The organism is Paenibacillus thalictri, from assembly GCF_004307995.1.
Taxonomy (GTDB): domain Bacteria; phylum Bacillota; class Bacilli; order Paenibacillales; family NBRC-103111; genus Paenibacillus_AF; species Paenibacillus_AF thalictri.
The window spans coordinates 180465-199489 of record NZ_SIRE01000014.1; the positions used below are offsets into that span (position 1 = coordinate 180465).

The window sequence follows — 19025 nt, forward strand, 5'->3', positions numbered from 1 at the left end:
TAGATAACTCCTTTCAATACACGTGCCCGCTAAATGGCAGCCGACATTATTTCTTTATGCCTAAAATGTCCGCTTCCCATTCCTTGGATCCGAAGTTGTATTCTATTTTCATCAATCGTTTAGAACGTTCGGCTTCAAATTTGACGATGCCGGCGTCGATTTCCAAACCTTTTGTTTCGGCAATTTCAAATCCGATCGTCCAGCCTTCCGCCGCCCCTGAGGCATTCCATTTGTGAGTAAGCGAGAGGCTGAGATCCAGCGAATTGCTGAGTCCAATCTTGTTGGTCATTTCCTCAAGCGGGTCTTTCTTCAAGCTATCGGGAAGCGCATCATAAAATTGCTTATTGATTTCGGTCTTGTCTTTAATCAGACTTGTGAAGCTGTTGCCGATCTCGTTTAGTTCGGGATTTAAAAAGAACTGCTCTACGCCCAGGTCGCCGATCGTTCCGAGAACGGACGCACCGCGATTGGACGTTTTCATTTCTTTTTGCTGCTTCATCCGCTTGGAAATATCGCTGAGCGGCTGGGCGGTAGGCTGCGATCCACCTGTGGGCTGCGACCCGCCGCCGGATCCGCCGGACGTGCTTTGGGCCGAATTGGAACGCGCGGGGTGATCGGCCGCCACTTGATTGGAGCCCAGCGCCGTTTTCCCGCCGCTGATGAAGTCGCGTATCCCCCCGATCGCAGGCATTACGTATTTCACTCCGTATTTGGCGAAATCGGAAGCATCTTCGCCAAACTCAAACGGCACGGAGGCGGAAGCCGTAATTTCGACTTCTCGCCATTTATTTTGCACGCTTGTCGCATTGACCTCGAGGCCAAATCCGACTTTTGTGCCGTTAATTCCGCATTCAAACTGGCCCTGAACCGAGGTGACCTTCTTCAGATCGCCGCCGCGAATCCACTTCGCCCGTTCCGCATTGGTCGGCGCCTGGGTCGCAGGAGTCGTCTGGGCAGACGGGGAGGAAGTCGTCGAAGACGGCTGCCCTTGACCGGTGTTCGTCTGCTGGCTCTGATTTTGAGCATTCGTATTTCCGGTGCGGCCCTGCTGGATTTTCCTCTGAATGGCTGCTGCGTCATAATGGCTTAGACGCTTATGCGAAGCTTCGCCGGATACAGACGCCACGCCGCCGTCCAATTCGCCGGAGAGCTGGGCGAGCAGGCCGATGTCCACATAGTTATCGCCGACCAGGTACATGTCTTCCACCATTTTGGCCCATGTTTCCGCTTCGTCGAGCTTGCTTGTTTTCGTAATATTGCCGACACTCCATAAGTGGCTTGCCGCCCGTGTAGAAATTTTATGCATGCGGCGGTAAAATCCGTAAGAGATCAAATTGACGCTGCCGACGGCATTTTGCCCCTGAGCGTTAAAATACAATCCGGCCCGGAAATTGGCGTCCAATCCGAAAGCGCCAAATCCGGCGCCAAACGAAATATTCGCTTCAACGGATACACCGTCGTGTTCCTTTTCAGCTCCGCCGCCAATCGCAAACAAACAATAAACGCCGTTGCCCGCCGGAATTTTCAGCTCAAAAGACAAGCTGGCGCTGTTGCCCGGGCTCGGCACGGCCATATCGATAATTTTGGCGATTTTGGAAAAGCCGTTGACGAGATTATCGGCTTCTATCGACTCTTTAACCGATTTTTCGGCGACATGGTCGTCTTCGACCTGCTTTTCCACACCTTGGGAGATTTCCAGCTGGGCATTCGCATCGGCGGCGGCCCCGGTTTCTTTGTCGCCTTTTGTGATCAGGCGGACTTTGTTCACCGCTTTCTTCTCCAAGTCGGCTAACAATTTGGCAGCTTCGGCTTTGGCCGCACGATAGCCTTCCGCCTGGTAACGTTTTTCGTCTGATTCGTCGCTTCTTGCGATTTGGTAAGCTGCGGTTTGCGCGGCGGATTTCAGCTTATCGTACGCTTTCTCATCTTTGAGCAATTGTTCCGTCATGCCCTCCGATTTCTGTTTCATAACGGAGTCGACGGATTGTTTAGATAAATCGTAAGCATGGACGCGGGCGATCATATTCCAGTAGCCCTTTTCATTGTCGCTGATCTGCTGTCCTTGCGTCTGCGTGGTTAACTCCTGATCGATGCCGCCGTTTGCTTTATCCCGGGCGGCGTCCTTCATTTTTTGGCGAAAATTGTTAGTTTCCTTCGAACGGAAGATACCCCGTCGGCCAACTCCGAATTTGCTCAGGACAGCGCCGTAAATCGGATTATACAGATCGCTTTTGTAAAGCAAATCAAGCGTACCTTTATTAACAAGCTTGTCCTCCAATTTATTCCGCTGCGTGAGCTCGGCAGAGCCAAACGCGGCAATGTCGATATGCTTCGTAATATTAGGCAAATTATTTTCTTGTTCGTCGATGACGAAATTTTCGGCTTCCAGATCGAATTTCTTAAGCTGCGCGGCGGATTCCTGCTGAAGTTTGGCTTCCGCTTTTTTCTTCGCCTCCGCGGCCAGCTTCAAGTCGTCGCTTTTGTCGCTAACTTTTATACTGTCGTAGGCTTGTTTTGCCGCGGTTTCCAGTTTGCTCAAGACGCTGTCCGGGTTAACCTTATTGACGACTTCTGGCGTATATTTGGCGAGCGCTTTAGGCACTACCTGATTGCTTTCCGCAATATTGCGGGCTTGCTGCTTGGCGTCCTTGCGCTGCTGCTCCGAAAACTGAGGATTGCCGTTATCCGTTTCAATCTGATTTTCAATTTGGTCTGCAGCGTCTTTCTGGAGCAGCTCGCGAAGCTGCTTCATTTTGCTGCCCTTGGTCATCGTGCCGAGCGTATTGCTAACTAGCGATTGTTTGAGCATCACCATCTGCTGCTGGGCTAAGCGCGGCGCATTTGTATCGCGGTCCGTATTCAGCATGTCCCGGTGTTTCTGCATTGGGGAGACGTTGGTTGCGGCGGTCGGACCTGTGGCCGGTCCCGTTGTTTGTCCCGTAGCGGGAGTTGTCGTCGGATTGGATGCATTTGTTGTATTCGATTGCTGGGCGTTAGGCTTGAATAATCTTGAGAAAAGCGACAAGATGCCTGGCCTCCTAACTTTTCGAAATGAGCATATACCTGATTATACACAATATCGGCTGAAAGATCGGTGGTATTATAGACCGAATATCATTTTTCTTCATTATGGAGGTTGTGTTAAAGTAGAAGTAACAGTGCAGGTGTTGCGGAACAACATGTTTTGTCATGATGAAGCAGAAAGTTGCTTTAGCTTCTGACCGGTGAAAAGAAGAGAAGGGAGGGGCATGAATTATGCCGTCCAAACCAAAACGGAAAACGTTGGATGCTGCCGCATTGGCGCCGGAGCCCAAGGCCCGGTTAAAACCTCCGCCTGGCCGCAGCTCTTTATTGGGCGGGAAAAGTGCTGCATCCACAGGCAGCAGAGAGGAAGCGCAGCCGGAGATGCCGCTGCAGCGTGCGCTGGGCAATCAGGCGTTGGGACGAATGGCCTCATTAAAGATGAACGAGCAGCGCGCCGACAGCAGTGAGCGGCTCAAACCGCCGTACAACCGATTGGCCGCGTGGCTCGAGCAAACGGCGCAGGAGCATGGAAAGGTAGATTTGCTGCGCCGTTTTTATGCGTTATCCCTGGAACAGAAGTATGCTGCGCTGCAAACGATCGACCGCAAAAGCGGCGGAATCGTCAATTTATTAAGCAGCGGCGCGGATTGGCATGTATTGGAGCAGGCGATGGACCTGGTCGGGGAGGTTCGGCTGAAAGCCAATGAGGTCGATCGGGAAGGGGAGAAAACAAATCAGGGCGCCGATGCCGGCGATAAGATGTCGGTTCAGCAGTATGCAATCGGCTTGCTCCCCCCTTATACGGATATTGTCCGTTGGCTCGTATACAAAGCGGATAAGCAAGGGAAAACCGGGGTGATGGAGCAGTTTGCCAAGCTGCATCCGGCACGGAAGAAGTGGGCGCTGCACTCGCTTGTCAAAGACCGGGGAACATTGCAGTTGGAAACGTTCAGGAAAGAAACAACCATATCGCTGCGTATGCAGATGTGGGTTGATTGGGATGCCGTGCAAGCCGCTTTTGCGAAAGCAAATACGATAACAATAGATCGTTTCGAACCCGACAAACGCGATGACGAGCAAGGCAAGCCGGCGTCTGCCGAAGAGGACGTATCCGATCCGCAGGCTGCCGAACATGAAGGCTCAAGCGGAGTTGCGGCGTTTTTATCCGCAGCATCCGCCGTATTAACCGGCGGCAGCGCCGAGGCGGCGGATGACGGCAAGCAGGTTCAGCCCGTCCGGCAGACACGCTTGCAGGAATTATTAAGCAAAGCCGGCGAGCTGGGTCATGTTCTGAACGGCAAACGATCGCCGGATTTGTTATCTGCACTGCAGCTGTTTTTGCAGCAGGCGGGAGCGGCCGGTATGCTGGGCATTGTAGACCGGTTTTTGCAGCTGGAAGGCAAGTCGGGTTCAGCTGTAAGCGAAGAGCAGCGGAAACGCGCGCTGAAGGCGGCGCAGTTTGCCGATGCAGCGAGCTGCTTCCGCGCGATGATGGATCAGGTCGCCGACTATCTCTTTACTGAGGCGATAGCCAAACGGCAGCCGGAGGCGGTAAAGCTGCTGGAACTGCTCGGCGTACCTGTGCAGCCGTCCGGACCGGCAACGAAACTGCAGATCGCCCAAAAGCTGCTGGCAGGTGCGAAGTAATGACAAGGCGCAAGCCGTTAAAACAGGAGTTTTGACTTATTGTGACAGCTGACATTGTAGGCCATAGTTAAGGAGCCTAAATATAAACGATTACGACAACAGGAGAGAACTCACATGGCTAGTGACCAGTCGACGTATGATCTTATGGATGCGTATACCAGTGTGCGGCAGTTCATGGAAGAAGCGTTGTTGTGGCTGGATGTCATCGTCGAATGCGAAATTGAACGCATGGCCGAAGCCGCCGCAGCGCTGGGCTCCCCGCCCGGCGATTCCTTGCACAATATGTACATGACGCATGCGGAAGCAAAGCTTGTATTGATGGAGCCGGCTTCCATCGGCCGGCTTACGGCTGAACAGCTATCGGTCGTCGTGCAATTGGAGCAGCGGATTTTGGCCCGGATTTATAAAACCAAAGAGCTGCAGGATGCCATTCCGATTGCTGATCTGTATGATCAGATGGAGCTTACGCCGGTTCTGCTGCGAGCGGTTATTGTCGCTTTGGCCCCTCATGCGAACCGCAAGTATTTAAAGCTGTACGGCTATTTGCATGACGACATGTCCCGGCAGTACGTATCGCTTGATCTGCTGTTCCGGCTTTGCTGTTTTCATGAGGAAGAGCGCGCGGAATTGCTTGATGCGCTGACGGATGAGCGAAGCTGGTTCAAGCAGATTTTTACCCGTATAGGGCAAGACGATCATGTGCAGGAGCAGTCGCTTCTTTTTCAGCCGATCAAGCTGATCGGACGTGCCGTGCATTATTTGTTAGGTCAGAGCTGGACCTATACGGGGGCTTTAGCATCGGTTCGCCTGTACAGCCGAATGGCTGCGCCGCGACCGACAGTTGTACATCAGGAGCTTGAGCAATCATTGTTTGCTTATGCCGGTTACGCCAACCGCAAGGGACAGACGACAGTCATCCTGCTTCAGGGAGCGCCGGGCAGCGGGAAAACGTTTCTTGGGCTCAAGGCTGCCGGGCAGCTCCAGCGTTCGCTGCTGGAATGGGATATTGACAGAGCTCCGGAGGATGAACTGAATTTTCGGTACACCTTGCAGCAATTTTTGCTTGAAGCGAGGCTGCTCAGGGCGATTCCGGCGATCAACCGTGTACATACATTAAAAGCGGATCAGCACGATCGCAGGCTGCAGTGGTTGTTTGAATTGCTGCCGCGGTGGGACGGGCTGGTGTTTATGTTTAGCAGGGAAGAATGCAAGCCGCCCTCCATGTCGGTTAACGTTACATGGCTGCCGCTTGTGCTGCCTGCGCTCAATATGGCGGAAGGCGGCGCGTTATGGGCGGCGTTCAGTGCGGAGCGGCTGCCGCTAACCGCTGAAGAAACGGCGACGCTGGCGGGCAAATTCAATTTTACCCCTGGCCAGATCGATGCTTCAATCGCCCATGCGGCCAGATTGCAGAAGTGGCGGGAGCTTGGCGGCAACGCAGAGCCTCATTCCACGCCAGCGGGCGGCATGCTGCTGCATGAGGCGACTTATCAATTAATCGACCACCGCCTCCGGGAAAAAGCGGTGAAAATCAATCCGACCTTCATATGGGACGATCTCGTGCTTCCGGCGGATACGATTGGCTTGCTTCGTCAAGCATGCGATCGGCTTCGCTTGCGTCAAACGGTGATGAACGACTGGGGGTTTGAGCGCAAGCTGCCTTACGGGAGAGGGATCAGCATGTTGTTCACCGGGCCTCCGGGTACGGGCAAAACGATGTCCGCTTCCGTCATAGCCGGAGATATGCAGGCCGAATTGTACCGGGTGGACCTTTCCCGGGTCGTGAGCAAATATATCGGGGAAACCGAAAAAAACTTAAGCGATATTTTCGACCAGGCCAAGCTCAGCGGCGCGATATTGTTTTTTGATGAGGCGGACGCCTTGTTTGGCAAACGGTCCGAAGTTAAGGACGCGCACGACAAATATGCCAATATGGAAACATCGTACCTGCTGCAGAAGATGGAGGAATACGACGGCTTAACGATACTGGCGACCAACTTCTCGCAAAACTTGGACGAGGCGTTTACCCGCCGCATCCAGTTTATTATCAAATTTCCGTTTCCCGACGCCGTACAGCGGGAGCAGCTGTGGCGTACCGCTTTCCCGCGCGAGTTTCCTACGGAAGATATCGATTTTGCATTTATGGCGGAACATTTCGAGTTGACGGGCGGGCCGATTAAAAATATCGTGCTGACGTCCGCTTATTTGGCGGCCGGCGAACAAAGCGACGTCAAGATGAAACATCTGATGGAAGCGGTTATGCAGGAATATAAGAAAACGGGCAAGCTGTTTCCGAAAGACCGGTTAGGCGAGTACGCCCAATATGTGCCGCAGATAAAGGGAGTATAAGCTCCCGCCAAGCAACGACTGGAAAGGGCTTATTGTTCGAGCCTTATTCCAGTCTTTTCTTCATCCGGCATAGGCCGTGCAGCTTGCTTTCTCCTTTGTATTATCGGAAAATGAACGAGGTAAAAGTTCTTGAATAGATAAATTGACAAAAGGAACATCCAGGAAGAACGGAACGGGCTTCCAAGGCATTTGTTCAATTTATATAGATGGGGGAGATCGGTTCTGCAGAAAAATATTACCGCGCACGATATTGCTAACCATTTGGGGATTTCCCAATCCACCGTTTCAAGAGTGTTCACCCCCGGTGCATCCGTCTCGGAAAAAACAAGAAGACGTGTGCTGGAGGCAGCCGAATTGCTGGGATACCGCCCGAATATGTTAGCCAGAAGCTTAATTACCAAAAAAACGAACATGATCGGCTTGGTGATGGGGGACATCGATAATCCGTTTTATCCGGAGGTGTTAAGCAAATTATCCGGAGAGCTGAAGAAACGGCAATACAACGTTTTATTACTCAATGCGGAGAATGACGATGTTCCGAGCGAAAGCCTGATTCAATTTTTAGGATATAACATTGAAGGACTGGTCGTAACCGACGTTCTTTTATCTTCTTCGATCGTCAGCCAGTTTGCGGAGCTGGATATTCCTATTGTGCTTTTCAATCGATATACGACCAACGCACATTGTCACACGGTGTGCTGCGACAACATGGACGGCGGGCGGCGGATCGGCGAGTATTTGCTGCGAACAGGTCACCGGCGGCTTGCTTTTATATCCGGAGATCCCAATACGTCCACGAGTCAAGACAGGGAAAAGGGCTTCCGCGACGCTTTGCTGAACGAAGGGCTCCATTTCATGACGGAATCCGGGGGGTATACCTATGAAATGGCATATGAAGCGGCTAACCGTTTGTTCTTAAGAGCGGACCGTCCGGATGCGATTTTTTGCGCTAACGACATCATGGCTATTGGAGCGATCGATGCCGCCAAGAAGCTCGGAGTGAGGGTGCCGGAGGACGTTTCGATTATCGGGTTCGATAATATCAAACCTGCCGCATGGGCGGGATATGACTTAACGACCTGGACGCAGCCGGTAGACCGGATGATCGAAGCCACAATCGATCTGCTGCTTGAGAAGATCGAAGAACCGGATCGGCGGTCGCAAGCGGATTATCAATGGATCAAGGGACATTTGGTCGAACGAAATACGGTCATGACCAGAAACAAAAACGATTGACAAAGAGTGGAAAGCGGTATTAAATTAAATTTAGCACAAAATGCATACGTATGCAAAACGAGGAGGTCGTTATATTTGGCTACATTTTTGAAGGTGGGAAAGAGTTCCGAAGAAATAGCTCAGGCGGATCTTCAGGTAAAAACGACGGTACAGGGCCTTATCCAGGACATTCAGGAACGAGGAGATGCGGCGGTTCGCGAGACGTCCGCCAAGCTGGACAATTGGACTCCCGAAAGCTTCAAGCTCAGTCAACGGCAAATTGACGAACTCATCGGCAGTTTGCCGGAACAAACCATTAAGGATTTGCAGTTTGCTCAATCCAACGTAAGACGTTTTGCGGAAGCGCAGAAATCCGCATTGGTGGACATCGAAGTGGAAACATTGCCGGGAGTTATCCTCGGACATAAGAACATCCCGGTGAACAGCGTAGGCTGTTACGTTCCCGGCGGGCGGTATCCGATGGTGGCTTCCGCTCATATGAGTGTGCTGACGGCCAAAGTCGCGGGAGTCAAGCGGGTCATCGCATGTACTCCGCCTATCAACGGACAGATCCCTGCGGCGACCGTGGCGGCGATGTCGCTGGCGGGAGCAGACGAAATCTACATTCTCGGCGGCGTTCAGGCGATGGCGGCGATGGCCCTGGGAACAGACACGATCGCACCTGTCGATATGCTTGTAGGACCCGGCAATGCCTATGTAGCCGAAGCGAAGAGACAGCTGTTCGGGAAAGTCGGCATCGACTTGTTAGCGGGTCCGACAGAAACCTTGGTGATTGCCGACGAAACCGCGGATGCAGAGATGGTCGCCACCGATTTGCTGGGTCAGGCCGAGCATGGCCCCACTTCCCCTTGTGCGCTGATCACCACCTCTCAGAAGCTGGCCGAGGAAACCTTCGAAGAAATCGAACGCCAGCTGAACCTTCTTCCTACCGGTGAAATCGCCCGCATGGCTTGGGAGAACTATGGCACCGCGATACTGGTGGACAGCCTGGAAGAAGCTTTAGCGGAAGCCAACAAGCTGGCTTACGAACATGTCGAGGTTCTGACCCAGGATCCGCAATATTTCCTGGATCATATGACAAACTTCGGCGCGCTGTTCCTCGGTCCGGAAACGAATGTGGCGTACGGTGACAAAGTAATCGGCACCAATCATACACTTCCGACCAAAGGAGCTGCGCGTTATACCGGCGGACTTTGGGTAGGCAAATTTATCAAAACTTGCACCTACCAGAAAGTGAAGCCGGAAGCGACGGCCATGATCGGCGAATACTGCGCCCGGCTTTGCGAAATTGAGAATTTCGCCGGCCATGCGGAGCAAGCCAAGCTGCGGGTACGAAGATATTCCAACGCGGCGCGATAATTTCCAGTGCCTTGCCTGCCATGTTTGTGGGCGGGCTTTTTTTTATCCCGCGTAATTTCTTAAGAGATGGTACACTAGGAGGAAATTCGCTTCCTGTAAGGAGAGCCGTATATGCCCTATCAAAACAGGTTTTTCAGAAAAATCGTCGTGCTTGTATTTTTCCTGCTGCTTCCGGTCATTGCTATTTACGGGTATTCCTATTATACAAACGTCAATGTGGTCAAAGGAGAAATTCAAAAATCGAGCATGGGCCAGCTTAATTTCTTTTTAAGCCAGGTGGAAGCCAACATAGCGCAGCTCACGCTGCATTCGGTTACCCTTACCAAAGACAGCGGCGTGCGGCAAATTATGTCGCTTGATCATATAGAAAGCTTCTCCAGCGAGGTCGAAGTCCGAAAAAATATTGAAGACAGGCTGATTTTGTTCAGTACATCCAGCCCTTGGAAAAACGATATTTCAACCTATACGCCTCTTTCGAAAGCTACCATATCGACTTATCCTTCACTCAACTACTCGATGCCGGCGTTAACACCGGAGATGATTACCCGCTGGACGTATCACGAAAAAGATGAGATCCACCGGGAGGACGGATTTACCTGGTATACGGTGGATCCGCCGGCGGCGCGAAATAACTTGGAGTCCGCTAATTTGTTGATTGAAGTCAGGTTCAGCACGGAAAATATGAGTTCGATGCTGGATCAATATATGGCCAGCAGGCAGGGGAATCCGTTCTTCTATTCTCCGGAGCATGCCCCCATCGTAGGACATAAGAGCGACCGGCAGAAGATGGACTTGTTTATGGAGACGATGAAGCAGGTTCATTTGGGCAAGACGGCGACACAGGAGCCGGTGAAAGTTGCAGGCGAAAATTATATCATCAGCTACGTCCCTTCCGCCAGCCTTGGCTGGTATTTGGTTGACTTCGTGCCGATGGAGCAGGCGTTGAAGCCTATTAACAAGTCGAGAAACGTGTTTGTTATCGTGATATCCATCCTGCTGATCATGGGGATCGCCGTTTCTTTTGTTATTTACAGGAATGTGCAGATCCCTATTCTGCAATTGATCAATAATGTTCAGAAGCTGAAAAGAGGGGATTACTCGGCCCGGCTGCAGCAAAAACCGAAAAACGAATTTTTCTTTTTATTTAACCGGTTTAATGAGATGGCGGAGCAGATTCAGGAGCTGATTGAAAAAGTATATGCCGAAAAGCTTCGTTCGCGGGAAGCGACCGTTAAGCAGCTGCAATCCCAGATCAACCCTCATTTCTTATATAACTGTTTGTTTTATATCGTCAGCATGTCCCGGCTTGGCGATCACGAGGCGGTCGAAGCCATGTCGACCAACCTCGGCGACTATTTCCGATATACTACAAGGGTGGAGAACCAGATGGCTACGGTCAAGGAAGAGCTGGAATTCGTGGAGCATTATTTGATCATTCAACAGCTGCGGCTGCAGATCGAATACGATATCGAAGTCCAAAGCGATATGTTTGAACTGGGGATTCCGCGTCTTCTCCTCCAGCCGCTTGTCGAGAATGCGATCATTCACGGGATCGAACCCCTGGAGCATATGGGACATATTGCGATTCGCGGGGAGCAGGACGAGGAAATGGCTTATTTGATCGTAGAGGACGACGGAGCCGGGATGTCGGAGGCGGATCTTCGCGATTTGCTCCGTAAGTGCTCCGAACCTCTGACGGAAGAAATGGGCTGCGGGTTATGGAACGTTCATCAGCGGCTCGTGCAGCTGTACGGGGGAGACTCGGGAATACGGCTGTCCGGCTCAAAGCTGGGCGGAATCCGGGCGGTGCTTGCCTGGAGAAAAGAAGGAGGAAGCGATGTTTAAACTGTTAATTGTTGATGACGAAAAGTCCATATTGGAAAATCTGTCCACCACCTATCCGTGGGAGGAAATCGGGATAGACACTGTGTACACAGCCGCTTCGGCCGGCGAGGCGCTTCGTTTAATCGAACTTCATACGATTCACATTATGATTACCGATATCCGCATGCCGCGAATTAACGGATTGGACTTGCTTGACCAGGTTTGGCAAGCATCTCCCAAGACGAGATGCATCCTGCTTTCGGGTTACTCCGATTTCCAATATGCGCAGAGGGCCGTTTCCGCTCATGCCGAAGCTTATTTGCTGAAGCCTGTTAAGTCAAAGGAATTGTTAAGCACGGTAAGCGGCGTTATTGAGAAAATCAAAGCGGAATGGAACGAAATCGTTTCACAGCAGCGCATTCTTTACACGCTTAATGAACATCTCCCCCTTCTCAAAGGGGCGCTGCTTAACGATCTGCTGCAGGGGAAATATATTCCCCGCCCGGAACTGTCCAAAAAACTGGATATGCTGGGCGTCTCGATTGGCATGGCACAACCTTTTGCCATGATGTTTATTAGAATGGAGCAAGGGTTCGATGGGTATGACGATTACAGCAGGTCGTTGCTGGAGTTTGGCATTTGCAACATCGGCGATGAAATCTTCGGGGCCGATTTTGGATTGTGGCATTGCAAAGATGTGAACGACAACTTGGTATTTATCGTTACGGAGAAAGGCTGGAGTGTTGAGGGGAGTGACCCTGGGGAGCGAAACAGCCGAAAGATGCTGGAAAAGCACTCGCTGCAGCTGAAGGAAAGCGTCAGCCTTTATCTTAAGGGAAGTATTTCCGTGCTGATCAGCGAATGGGGCAATTTCCCCGACGATGTGTATACATATTATCAGAGGTCGAATCTGATCCTTCGCAGCCATCCCGACAATGTGCAGGGTTTCTTCATCAATTCGCTCCGCATCGATTCCAAAGAGCAGTTTCAGCCTTTGCGCAGCGTGCAAGAGCCGCCGATGCTTTGGAACCTTCTGGAAGCCGGACGCTGGGAGCTGGCAGAGAACAAATTCGAAGCCATGATGGAGGAACTGAAGGCAAGGAAAAGGTTCCTTCATGAGCATATATGCGAGGTTGCGGCGCTGCTGCGTTTCTCCGTGACCCAAACGATCCATAAGCAGGGCCGTATGCTGGAGGAGTTTGGCGATTTTCAATTATCGGGACATGCCGGGTACGATGAGCAGCGGAGCGTGGCAAGCCTGGAACGCTGGGGTTTCCGCATGATTCAGGCGATCAAGGAGGACGCGATTAAGGAAGCAAAGAGCAATCAACGGTCGATCATACAAAAAATAAATGAATTTGTTCAAATGAACCTGGAATATGACGTCTCCCTGCAAAGCATCGCCGAGCATGTGTACCTTCACCCGGTCTACGTAAGCAAAATATATAAGCTCGAAACGGGCGAAGGTATCAGCGAATACGTTTACCGCTTAAGAATGGAACGTGCCGCTCACTTGCTGAGCGAAACCAGCGAACGAATTCAGGAGATCGCCCGCAAAGCGGGTTATCAGAACCCGTCCCATTTCTCCAGGGTATTCAGGAAATATTTCGATATGACCCCTGACGAGTACAGAGAAAAGGACAGATGATTAAGATTAGAACAGAATCCTTGAAATCGCATCGTATCCATACCCGAGCCGATTCGTTAAGATAAATTCATAAGCAGCAAACACCACTGCAAGAAAGGAGACCAGGGAATGAATACGATACCTCAGCCTCAGCCGGCACAAGTCCCCATCTTGTCAAAAAAGGCGAAGCTCAAGTGGAACTTGAAGCGGAATTGGCCGCTTCACCTGTTGGTGCTGCCTGCCGTGATTTTGGTTTTTATTTTTCAGTATTTGCCGTTGCCTGGACTGGTTATGGCATTTCAAAAATTCAAGCCTTATCTCGGCTTTACGAACTCGCCTTGGGTAGGGTTGGAGCAGTTCCAGAAGCTGATCGATTTTCCCGAATCGAGGCAGGTGATCGTGAACACCTTTATCATCGCCAGTATTAAAATCGTGTTTCATCTGATCGTGCCGTTTGTTTTCGCTTTGCTTCTGAATGAACTCCGAATCATATGGTACAAGCGGGTGGTTCAAACGTTCGTTTATTTGCCTCACTTCTTGTCCTGGGTTATTTTGGGCGGCATTTTGATTGACTTGCTCTCTACGGACGGAGGCCTGATCAACCAGTTTCTGACTTCTGTTTTCGGAATTGAACCCGTTTTCTTCTTGGGCAGCGGCAACTGGTTTCGATTTACGGTAGTAGTGAGCGATGTCTGGAAGGATTTCGGATTTTCCACGATCGTTTTTCTCGCTGCCCTTGCGGGAATTGATCCAAGCTTGTACGAAGCGGCGTTTATGGACGGGGCCAACCGGTATCAGCAAGTTGTGTATATCACGATTCCGAGCCTGATTCCGATCACGATTGTCGTAGGCACTCTGTCGCTGGGTAATATCTTAAATGCGGGTTTTGACCAAATTTTCAATTTGTACAATCCGCTGGTGTACGAAAAAGGGGATATCATCGACACCTATGTGTACCGTGTCGGTCTCATAAGCGGTGACTTCGGGTTTGGTACCGCCGTCGGCATGTTTAAATCGATCATCAGCTTTATTCTGATCATCGCCTCGTATCGGATGGCGTACCGTTTCGCTAACTACAGAATTTTCTGAGACAGGAGGACAAACGGTGCATTTCATTTCCGGGCAGTATCGTATATTTTCAATTTTTAATCTGTTGTTCATAGGATTTTTGTCGCTGCTCTGCATTGCGCCTCTCGTTCATATCCTGGCCGTTTCGTTCAGCGGAGCCGCCGCCGCTTCGGCCAATCTCGTCAAGTTCTGGCCCCTTGATTTCACAGTCGAGGCTTACGCGCAAACACTGGGCAACGACAACTTTCTGAGAGCGCTGTGGAATGGGATATCCCGGACGGTCGCGGGCACTTTGGTCTCGATGCTGGTGATGGTTCTGGCAGCGTATTCCTTATCCAAGGAGAACAGCGAGTTCCGGGGCCGGACGTTTTATATGTGGTTTTTCGTCTTCACCATGCTGCTGCATGCGGGGCTGGTCCCGACCTATATCGTGATTCAAAAGCTGGGTCTGATCAACACCCTATGGGCGCTTGTGCTGCCTCATGCAGTTAACGTGTTTAATATGATCCTGCTCATGAATTTCTTCAAGGTCAGTGTGCCAAAGGCTCTGGAAGAAGCCGCGTACATGGACGGAGCCGGGCATTTCCGCACAGTATTCAGCATTTATTTGCCGATATCGCTGCCCGCCATTGCAACCGTTTCCTTATTTACGATGGTATGGCACTGGAATTCCTGGTTTGATGGACTGATCTATATCACGGAAGCCAAGCGGTATCCGTTATCCACTTTCCTTCAAACGGTCATCGTACAGCAGGATATGAATCAATTAAACCTGGACCCTGCCGATATGGAAATCATGTCGAATCGAACCGTGAAGGCTTCGCAAATATTTATAGGGGCGCTTCCTATTCTGCTCGTTTATCCGTTTCTGCAGCGCTATTTCGTCAAAGGGCTTGTTATGGGATCGGTAAAGGAATAAGTAACGTCGGAAAAAGAAACTACATATAAAGGGGATTACAGCACATGCAGCAATCATGGAAAGCAAGCTTACTTATGCTAACGGCAGGAGCGCTGGTGTTTGCAAGCGCATGCGGCAATGGGGCCGGTACGGATGGCAAAGCGGCTTCGGGGGTAGCCTCCAAGCAGGGGGACAGCAAATATTCCGCACCTTTTGCTAACGGAAAATATGACCCGCCCATCACGATAACGACTGTCGGCAGGATTACGCCGTCGACAACGTTTAAAAATGGCGAAACGATGGAAGACAACGTGCATACGCGCTGGGCCAAGGAACGCCTCGGCATCAATTTGAAATATATATGGTCCGCCTCCACCCAGAACAAAGCTTACGATACCCGGGTTCGGCTGGCGCTATCCGCTAACGAAACGATGCCTGACATTATCGCGGTCGACAATGTTCAGATGGCGAACGATCTGATTGATTCCGGCCAATTCATGGAAGTAAAAAGCATGTGGGATAAATGGGCATCCGAAACCTACAAAAAAGCGGTGAACGAGGACCCCAGCATGTGGTATCCATTTACGCGCAAAGACGGAGCTTATGCGCTGCCGATTCCCGATTACGCCTGGAATAACGACACGGTTTTGTGGATTCGTCAGGACTGGCTTGATAAGCTGGGCTTGAAGGGGCCGGAAACGTTGGACGATCTGGAAAAAATTATGGATGCCTTCGTCAATCAGGATCCGGACGGCAACGGCAAGAAGGACACCTACGGCATCACGATGGCGTTAAAGGATTCGTTCCGCTCGGTTCAGAATACGGCCAGCTTTGTGTTCGGCGCTTACGGTACGATTCCGGAGCAGTGGAACGAGGCCGCGGACGGAACACTTTCCTACGGATCCGTACAGCCCGGCGCGAAGCAGGCTCTGCAGAAGCTGAGCGAGTGGGTGAAGAAAGGTTACATTCCGAAGGAAGCCGGATTGTACGACGAATCGAAGGCGTCCGAATTATTCACCTCCGGACGGGCGGGTATCGTAGCAGGTCCATATTGGATGGACAAAACTCCGCTTGTCAACGTCATAAAAAATACGCCTACCGCGGATTTCAAAGCATACAATATCCCGAAAGGACCTGACGGCAAAGCCGGGCGCTTGGGAACGCAAAATTTTAGCGGTGCAATTCTGATCAACAAGAAAGCGAAAAATCCTGAGGCGTTTTTCGTATATCAAAACTATTTGTTCGAGAACTTCGCCCTCATGCAAAGCGATGAGTTTAAATATCAGTTTGCCGAAGGTTACGATTACGTTCTGAAGGATGGAAAGGCAAGCTACGACTCTAAGGATATTCCGGGAGGCCGGGTTATTCCTCAGAAGTATACGATCGCGTTTGAAGGAGCGCGTATTCCTTCCTCAGCCATGGAATCTTTGGGTAATCTGGCCAAGGGGGGACAACCTCGCAACAACTTTGAGCGAAAGGACAGCTTGTTCTCGGATGCCCGGAGACTGCAGGGTGTCAGCGTGAATATCGACAACGAAAAAGCTACGATGAGGGATAAATTTATCGGGGTTCCAACAAAGACCATGCAGACACGGTGGGAGAACCTGTCGACGTCAGAGATGCAGACATTCACCAAAATCATATACGGCGATTTGCCGGTCGACGAGTTCGACAACTTCGTGAAGAAGTGGAAATCGAACGGCGGAGACGACATTACCAAAGAAGTAAACGAGTGGTATAAATCGGTGAAGAAATAATCGCAGGCGCTGGGCAGAGGGTGATCGTTCGCCCTCAGCCCTTTGTCTTTAACGAGGAGGAGGCCATCATGTATAACGATAAAAAATGGTACCAGAAGCAGCTTCGCATCCTGCAAACCGTGCTGCGCGAACCGGATGTCGTCGATTATAACGCCGAAAGCGTCGTTTTGTATATGGAAGAAATTCGAGCGAATTGTATCGTGGTCAACGGCGGAGGCATCATCGATTTTTTCAGACATGAGCTGGAGACGGCCAACCCGAACCTTTTTATGACAAATGAGGATATTCTGAAGGATTTGACCGATGCCTGCCATCGGAAGGGCATCAAGGTCATTGTCCGCGTCGACTTCAGGGGAGTAGATAAGCGCATCTATGATCTGCATCCCGATTGGTTTGCGGTGAACGAGAATGGGGAACCCATGTACTGGGCCAATCTGGCCAATATCCCGAATCCGCTGTATGCGCCGTGTTATTTGAGCTACTACCGCAACGAGCATGCCTTCCGCTTTTCCGAAATTATGTTTGAAAGGTACGGTATCGACGGGATATGGGAAAACGCTCCTTTTCAGAACGGTATATGTTATTGCGAGAGATGCCGCGACGCTTATCGGGCCGATCTCGGCAAGGAATTGCCGCGCGGAGGGAACTTCGCCGATCCGGCTTATGACGAATATCGGGCTTGGAAATGCGACAATCTGAACCGCCATCTGGAAAACTACCGGAAATGCGTCAAAAGGTTCGGCGACGACAAAATCTACTGCGCGGAAATTTTTGGCTTGTTCTACGATCATTATAAGGGGACCAGCTCCGACCTTTATCAGGTCAAGGATCATTTCGATTTCTTGGTAACCCCGCTGTTTACGGCCAACCATGAGCCGCTGAACGCACCGTCGACGCTGACGAAATTTCTCCGCGGGCTGGAGCCGGATAAAACGCCGGTTATGTTGTTCGGGCATCTTGGAACGAACAATGAGCTGCGTTACGTTTCGTCTTCCGTACCGGAAACGCGGATTTGGATGTGGCAGGCTGTCAGCAGCGGCGGGTCCTTATGGGATTGCATATTCAACGGGCAGCACCCCGGGGCGACCTACGACCGCCGGAACGCTTTCCTGGCCAAAGACGTGTACGCTTACATGGAGAAAAACGAAAGCTTGCTTGCTGAGCAGCTCCCGGTTTCCGACGTCAGCATCCTGTACTCGCGCAACAGCAACAACATATTTAATAACGGCGACCGTACGAAGGATGCTTATATTACTCATCTCGTTGGCCTTGAACAACTACTAATTTCCAATAAAATTCAGTACAACTTCCTGCTCGATCAAAATATGACGGAGCAGTCGCTAAGCGGGGTCAAATGTTTGATTATTCCGAACGGAGCCTGCTTGTCGGACCGGGAGCTGGAGCTTGTTCGGCAGTATGTTCGCGGCGGCGGGAAACTCCTGTCCACTTACGAGACATCGCTTTATGAGAATGACGGCACCCCGCGTAAGAATCTCGGGCTCAGCGACGTGTTCGGATGCTCCTTTACCGGCATTAAGAAGGACTGCTCGCAATACGGGTATCAATATGTCCGCACCTCACATCCGATGACCAAAGGTTTCGAGAACACGCAGCTGCTGGCCAATTGGGGGACCAATCTGCTGGTGCAGCCGACGGAGGAAGCCGAATGCCCGATTACCTACGTGCCGAAGATTTATCCGCAGTCTCCGGAGCGGGCGTGGCCGAGAAGCTTCGAAACGAAGTTCCCGACTTGCGTCGTCAACAACTTCGGGAAAGGGACCTCCGTTTATTTGCCGTACGGAGCGGATCGGCATGTATGGATGCATGGACATGCGGATTTCAGGAAGGTACTCGGAAATGCGTTGGAGTTTCTTCTTGAGGGAGAGCAGCTGGTTAGCTCGACAGCGCCATCCAGCGTCCACCTGCAGTTGAACCGGGTGAAAAGCGAGCCCGGATGTTACCTGCTTCATGCCATCAACACGACATCGGCTCCGATGAGACCGGTGCAGGAAATTATCCCGTTGGCAACCATCGAGGTCAAGCTGCTGCTGGAGGCGGAGCAAGTCGTTTCCTTGGAATCCCTATATGTCGAAGGAAACGCAGAGCTGGTCGCAACGAGCTCCCGCGGGGAAGGCCGGCTGGAGGTTACGCTTCGTCTGAATTCGCTGGCAGAATATGATGCTGTCTGTATCCGGACTAAATAAGTTGAACAAACGACGGCGCAGGGGAAATCTCT

General features: G+C 51.3%; 11 protein-coding genes. 10 read left to right on the plus strand and 1 reads right to left on the minus strand.

Translation table 11 applies throughout. The annotated features are described in order from the left end of the window. Positions 1–46 precede the first annotated feature (46 nt). Positions 47–3025, minus strand: coding sequence for a hypothetical protein (locus EYB31_RS20365; protein WP_131015247.1), 2979 nt, complete (start codon positions 3023–3025; stop codon positions 47–49). Positions 3026–3255: 230 nt separating this feature from the next. On the opposite strand from EYB31_RS20365, the gene EYB31_RS20370 reads away from it, so the two are divergent. From EYB31_RS20370 to EYB31_RS20415, 10 genes are all read left to right on the plus strand, one after another. Then, the gene (locus EYB31_RS20370; protein WP_131015248.1) at positions 3256–4671 is read left to right on the plus strand and encodes a hypothetical protein; all 1416 of its coding nucleotides are present in this window, start codon (positions 3256–3258) and stop codon (positions 4669–4671) included. Positions 4672–4785: 114 nt separating this feature from the next. Further along, complete coding sequence (locus EYB31_RS20375) at positions 4786–7020, plus strand: ATP-binding protein (RefSeq protein WP_131015249.1); 2235 nt, start codon at positions 4786–4788, stop codon at positions 7018–7020. A 189-nt stretch (positions 7021–7209) separates the two neighbouring features. After that, positions 7210–8256 carry a LacI family DNA-binding transcriptional regulator gene (locus EYB31_RS20380; RefSeq protein ID WP_131015250.1) on the plus strand — a complete coding sequence of 349 codons (1047 nt, stop codon included), beginning with the start codon at positions 7210–7212 and terminating at the stop codon, positions 8254–8256. Between the two features lie 75 nt (positions 8257–8331). Then, positions 8332–9615 (plus strand): histidinol dehydrogenase, encoded by a 1284-nt coding sequence (gene hisD, locus EYB31_RS20385; RefSeq protein ID WP_131015251.1) that lies wholly within the window; start codon positions 8332–8334, stop codon positions 9613–9615. A gap of 111 nt (positions 9616–9726) precedes the next feature. After that, positions 9727–11460 carry a sensor histidine kinase gene (locus tag EYB31_RS20390; RefSeq protein ID WP_131015252.1) on the plus strand — a complete coding sequence of 578 codons (1734 nt, stop codon included), beginning with the start codon at positions 9727–9729 and terminating at the stop codon, positions 11458–11460. After that, positions 11453–13087, plus strand: coding sequence for a response regulator transcription factor (locus tag EYB31_RS20395; RefSeq protein ID WP_131015253.1), 1635 nt, complete (start codon positions 11453–11455; stop codon positions 13085–13087). The genes EYB31_RS20390 and EYB31_RS20395 overlap by 8 nt, the downstream gene beginning before the upstream one ends. A 108-nt stretch (positions 13088–13195) precedes the next feature. Then, positions 13196–14155 carry an ABC transporter permease gene (locus EYB31_RS20400; protein WP_131015254.1) on the plus strand — a complete coding sequence of 320 codons (960 nt, stop codon included), beginning with the start codon at positions 13196–13198 and terminating at the stop codon, positions 14153–14155. Positions 14156–14171: 16 nt separating this feature from the next. Then, positions 14172–15053: a carbohydrate ABC transporter permease gene (locus EYB31_RS20405; RefSeq protein ID WP_131015255.1), complete on the plus strand. Its 882-nt coding sequence runs from the start codon at positions 14172–14174 to the stop codon at positions 15051–15053. Positions 15054–15097: 44 nt separating this feature from the next. Next, entirely contained in the window at positions 15098–16789 is a 1692-nt protein-coding gene (locus EYB31_RS20410) for an extracellular solute-binding protein (RefSeq protein WP_131015256.1), read from the plus strand. A gap of 68 nt (positions 16790–16857) precedes the next feature. Beyond that, positions 16858–18993, plus strand: coding sequence for an alpha-amylase family protein (locus EYB31_RS20415; RefSeq protein WP_131015257.1), 2136 nt, complete (start codon positions 16858–16860; stop codon positions 18991–18993). Positions 18994–19025: the final 32 nt, after the last annotated feature.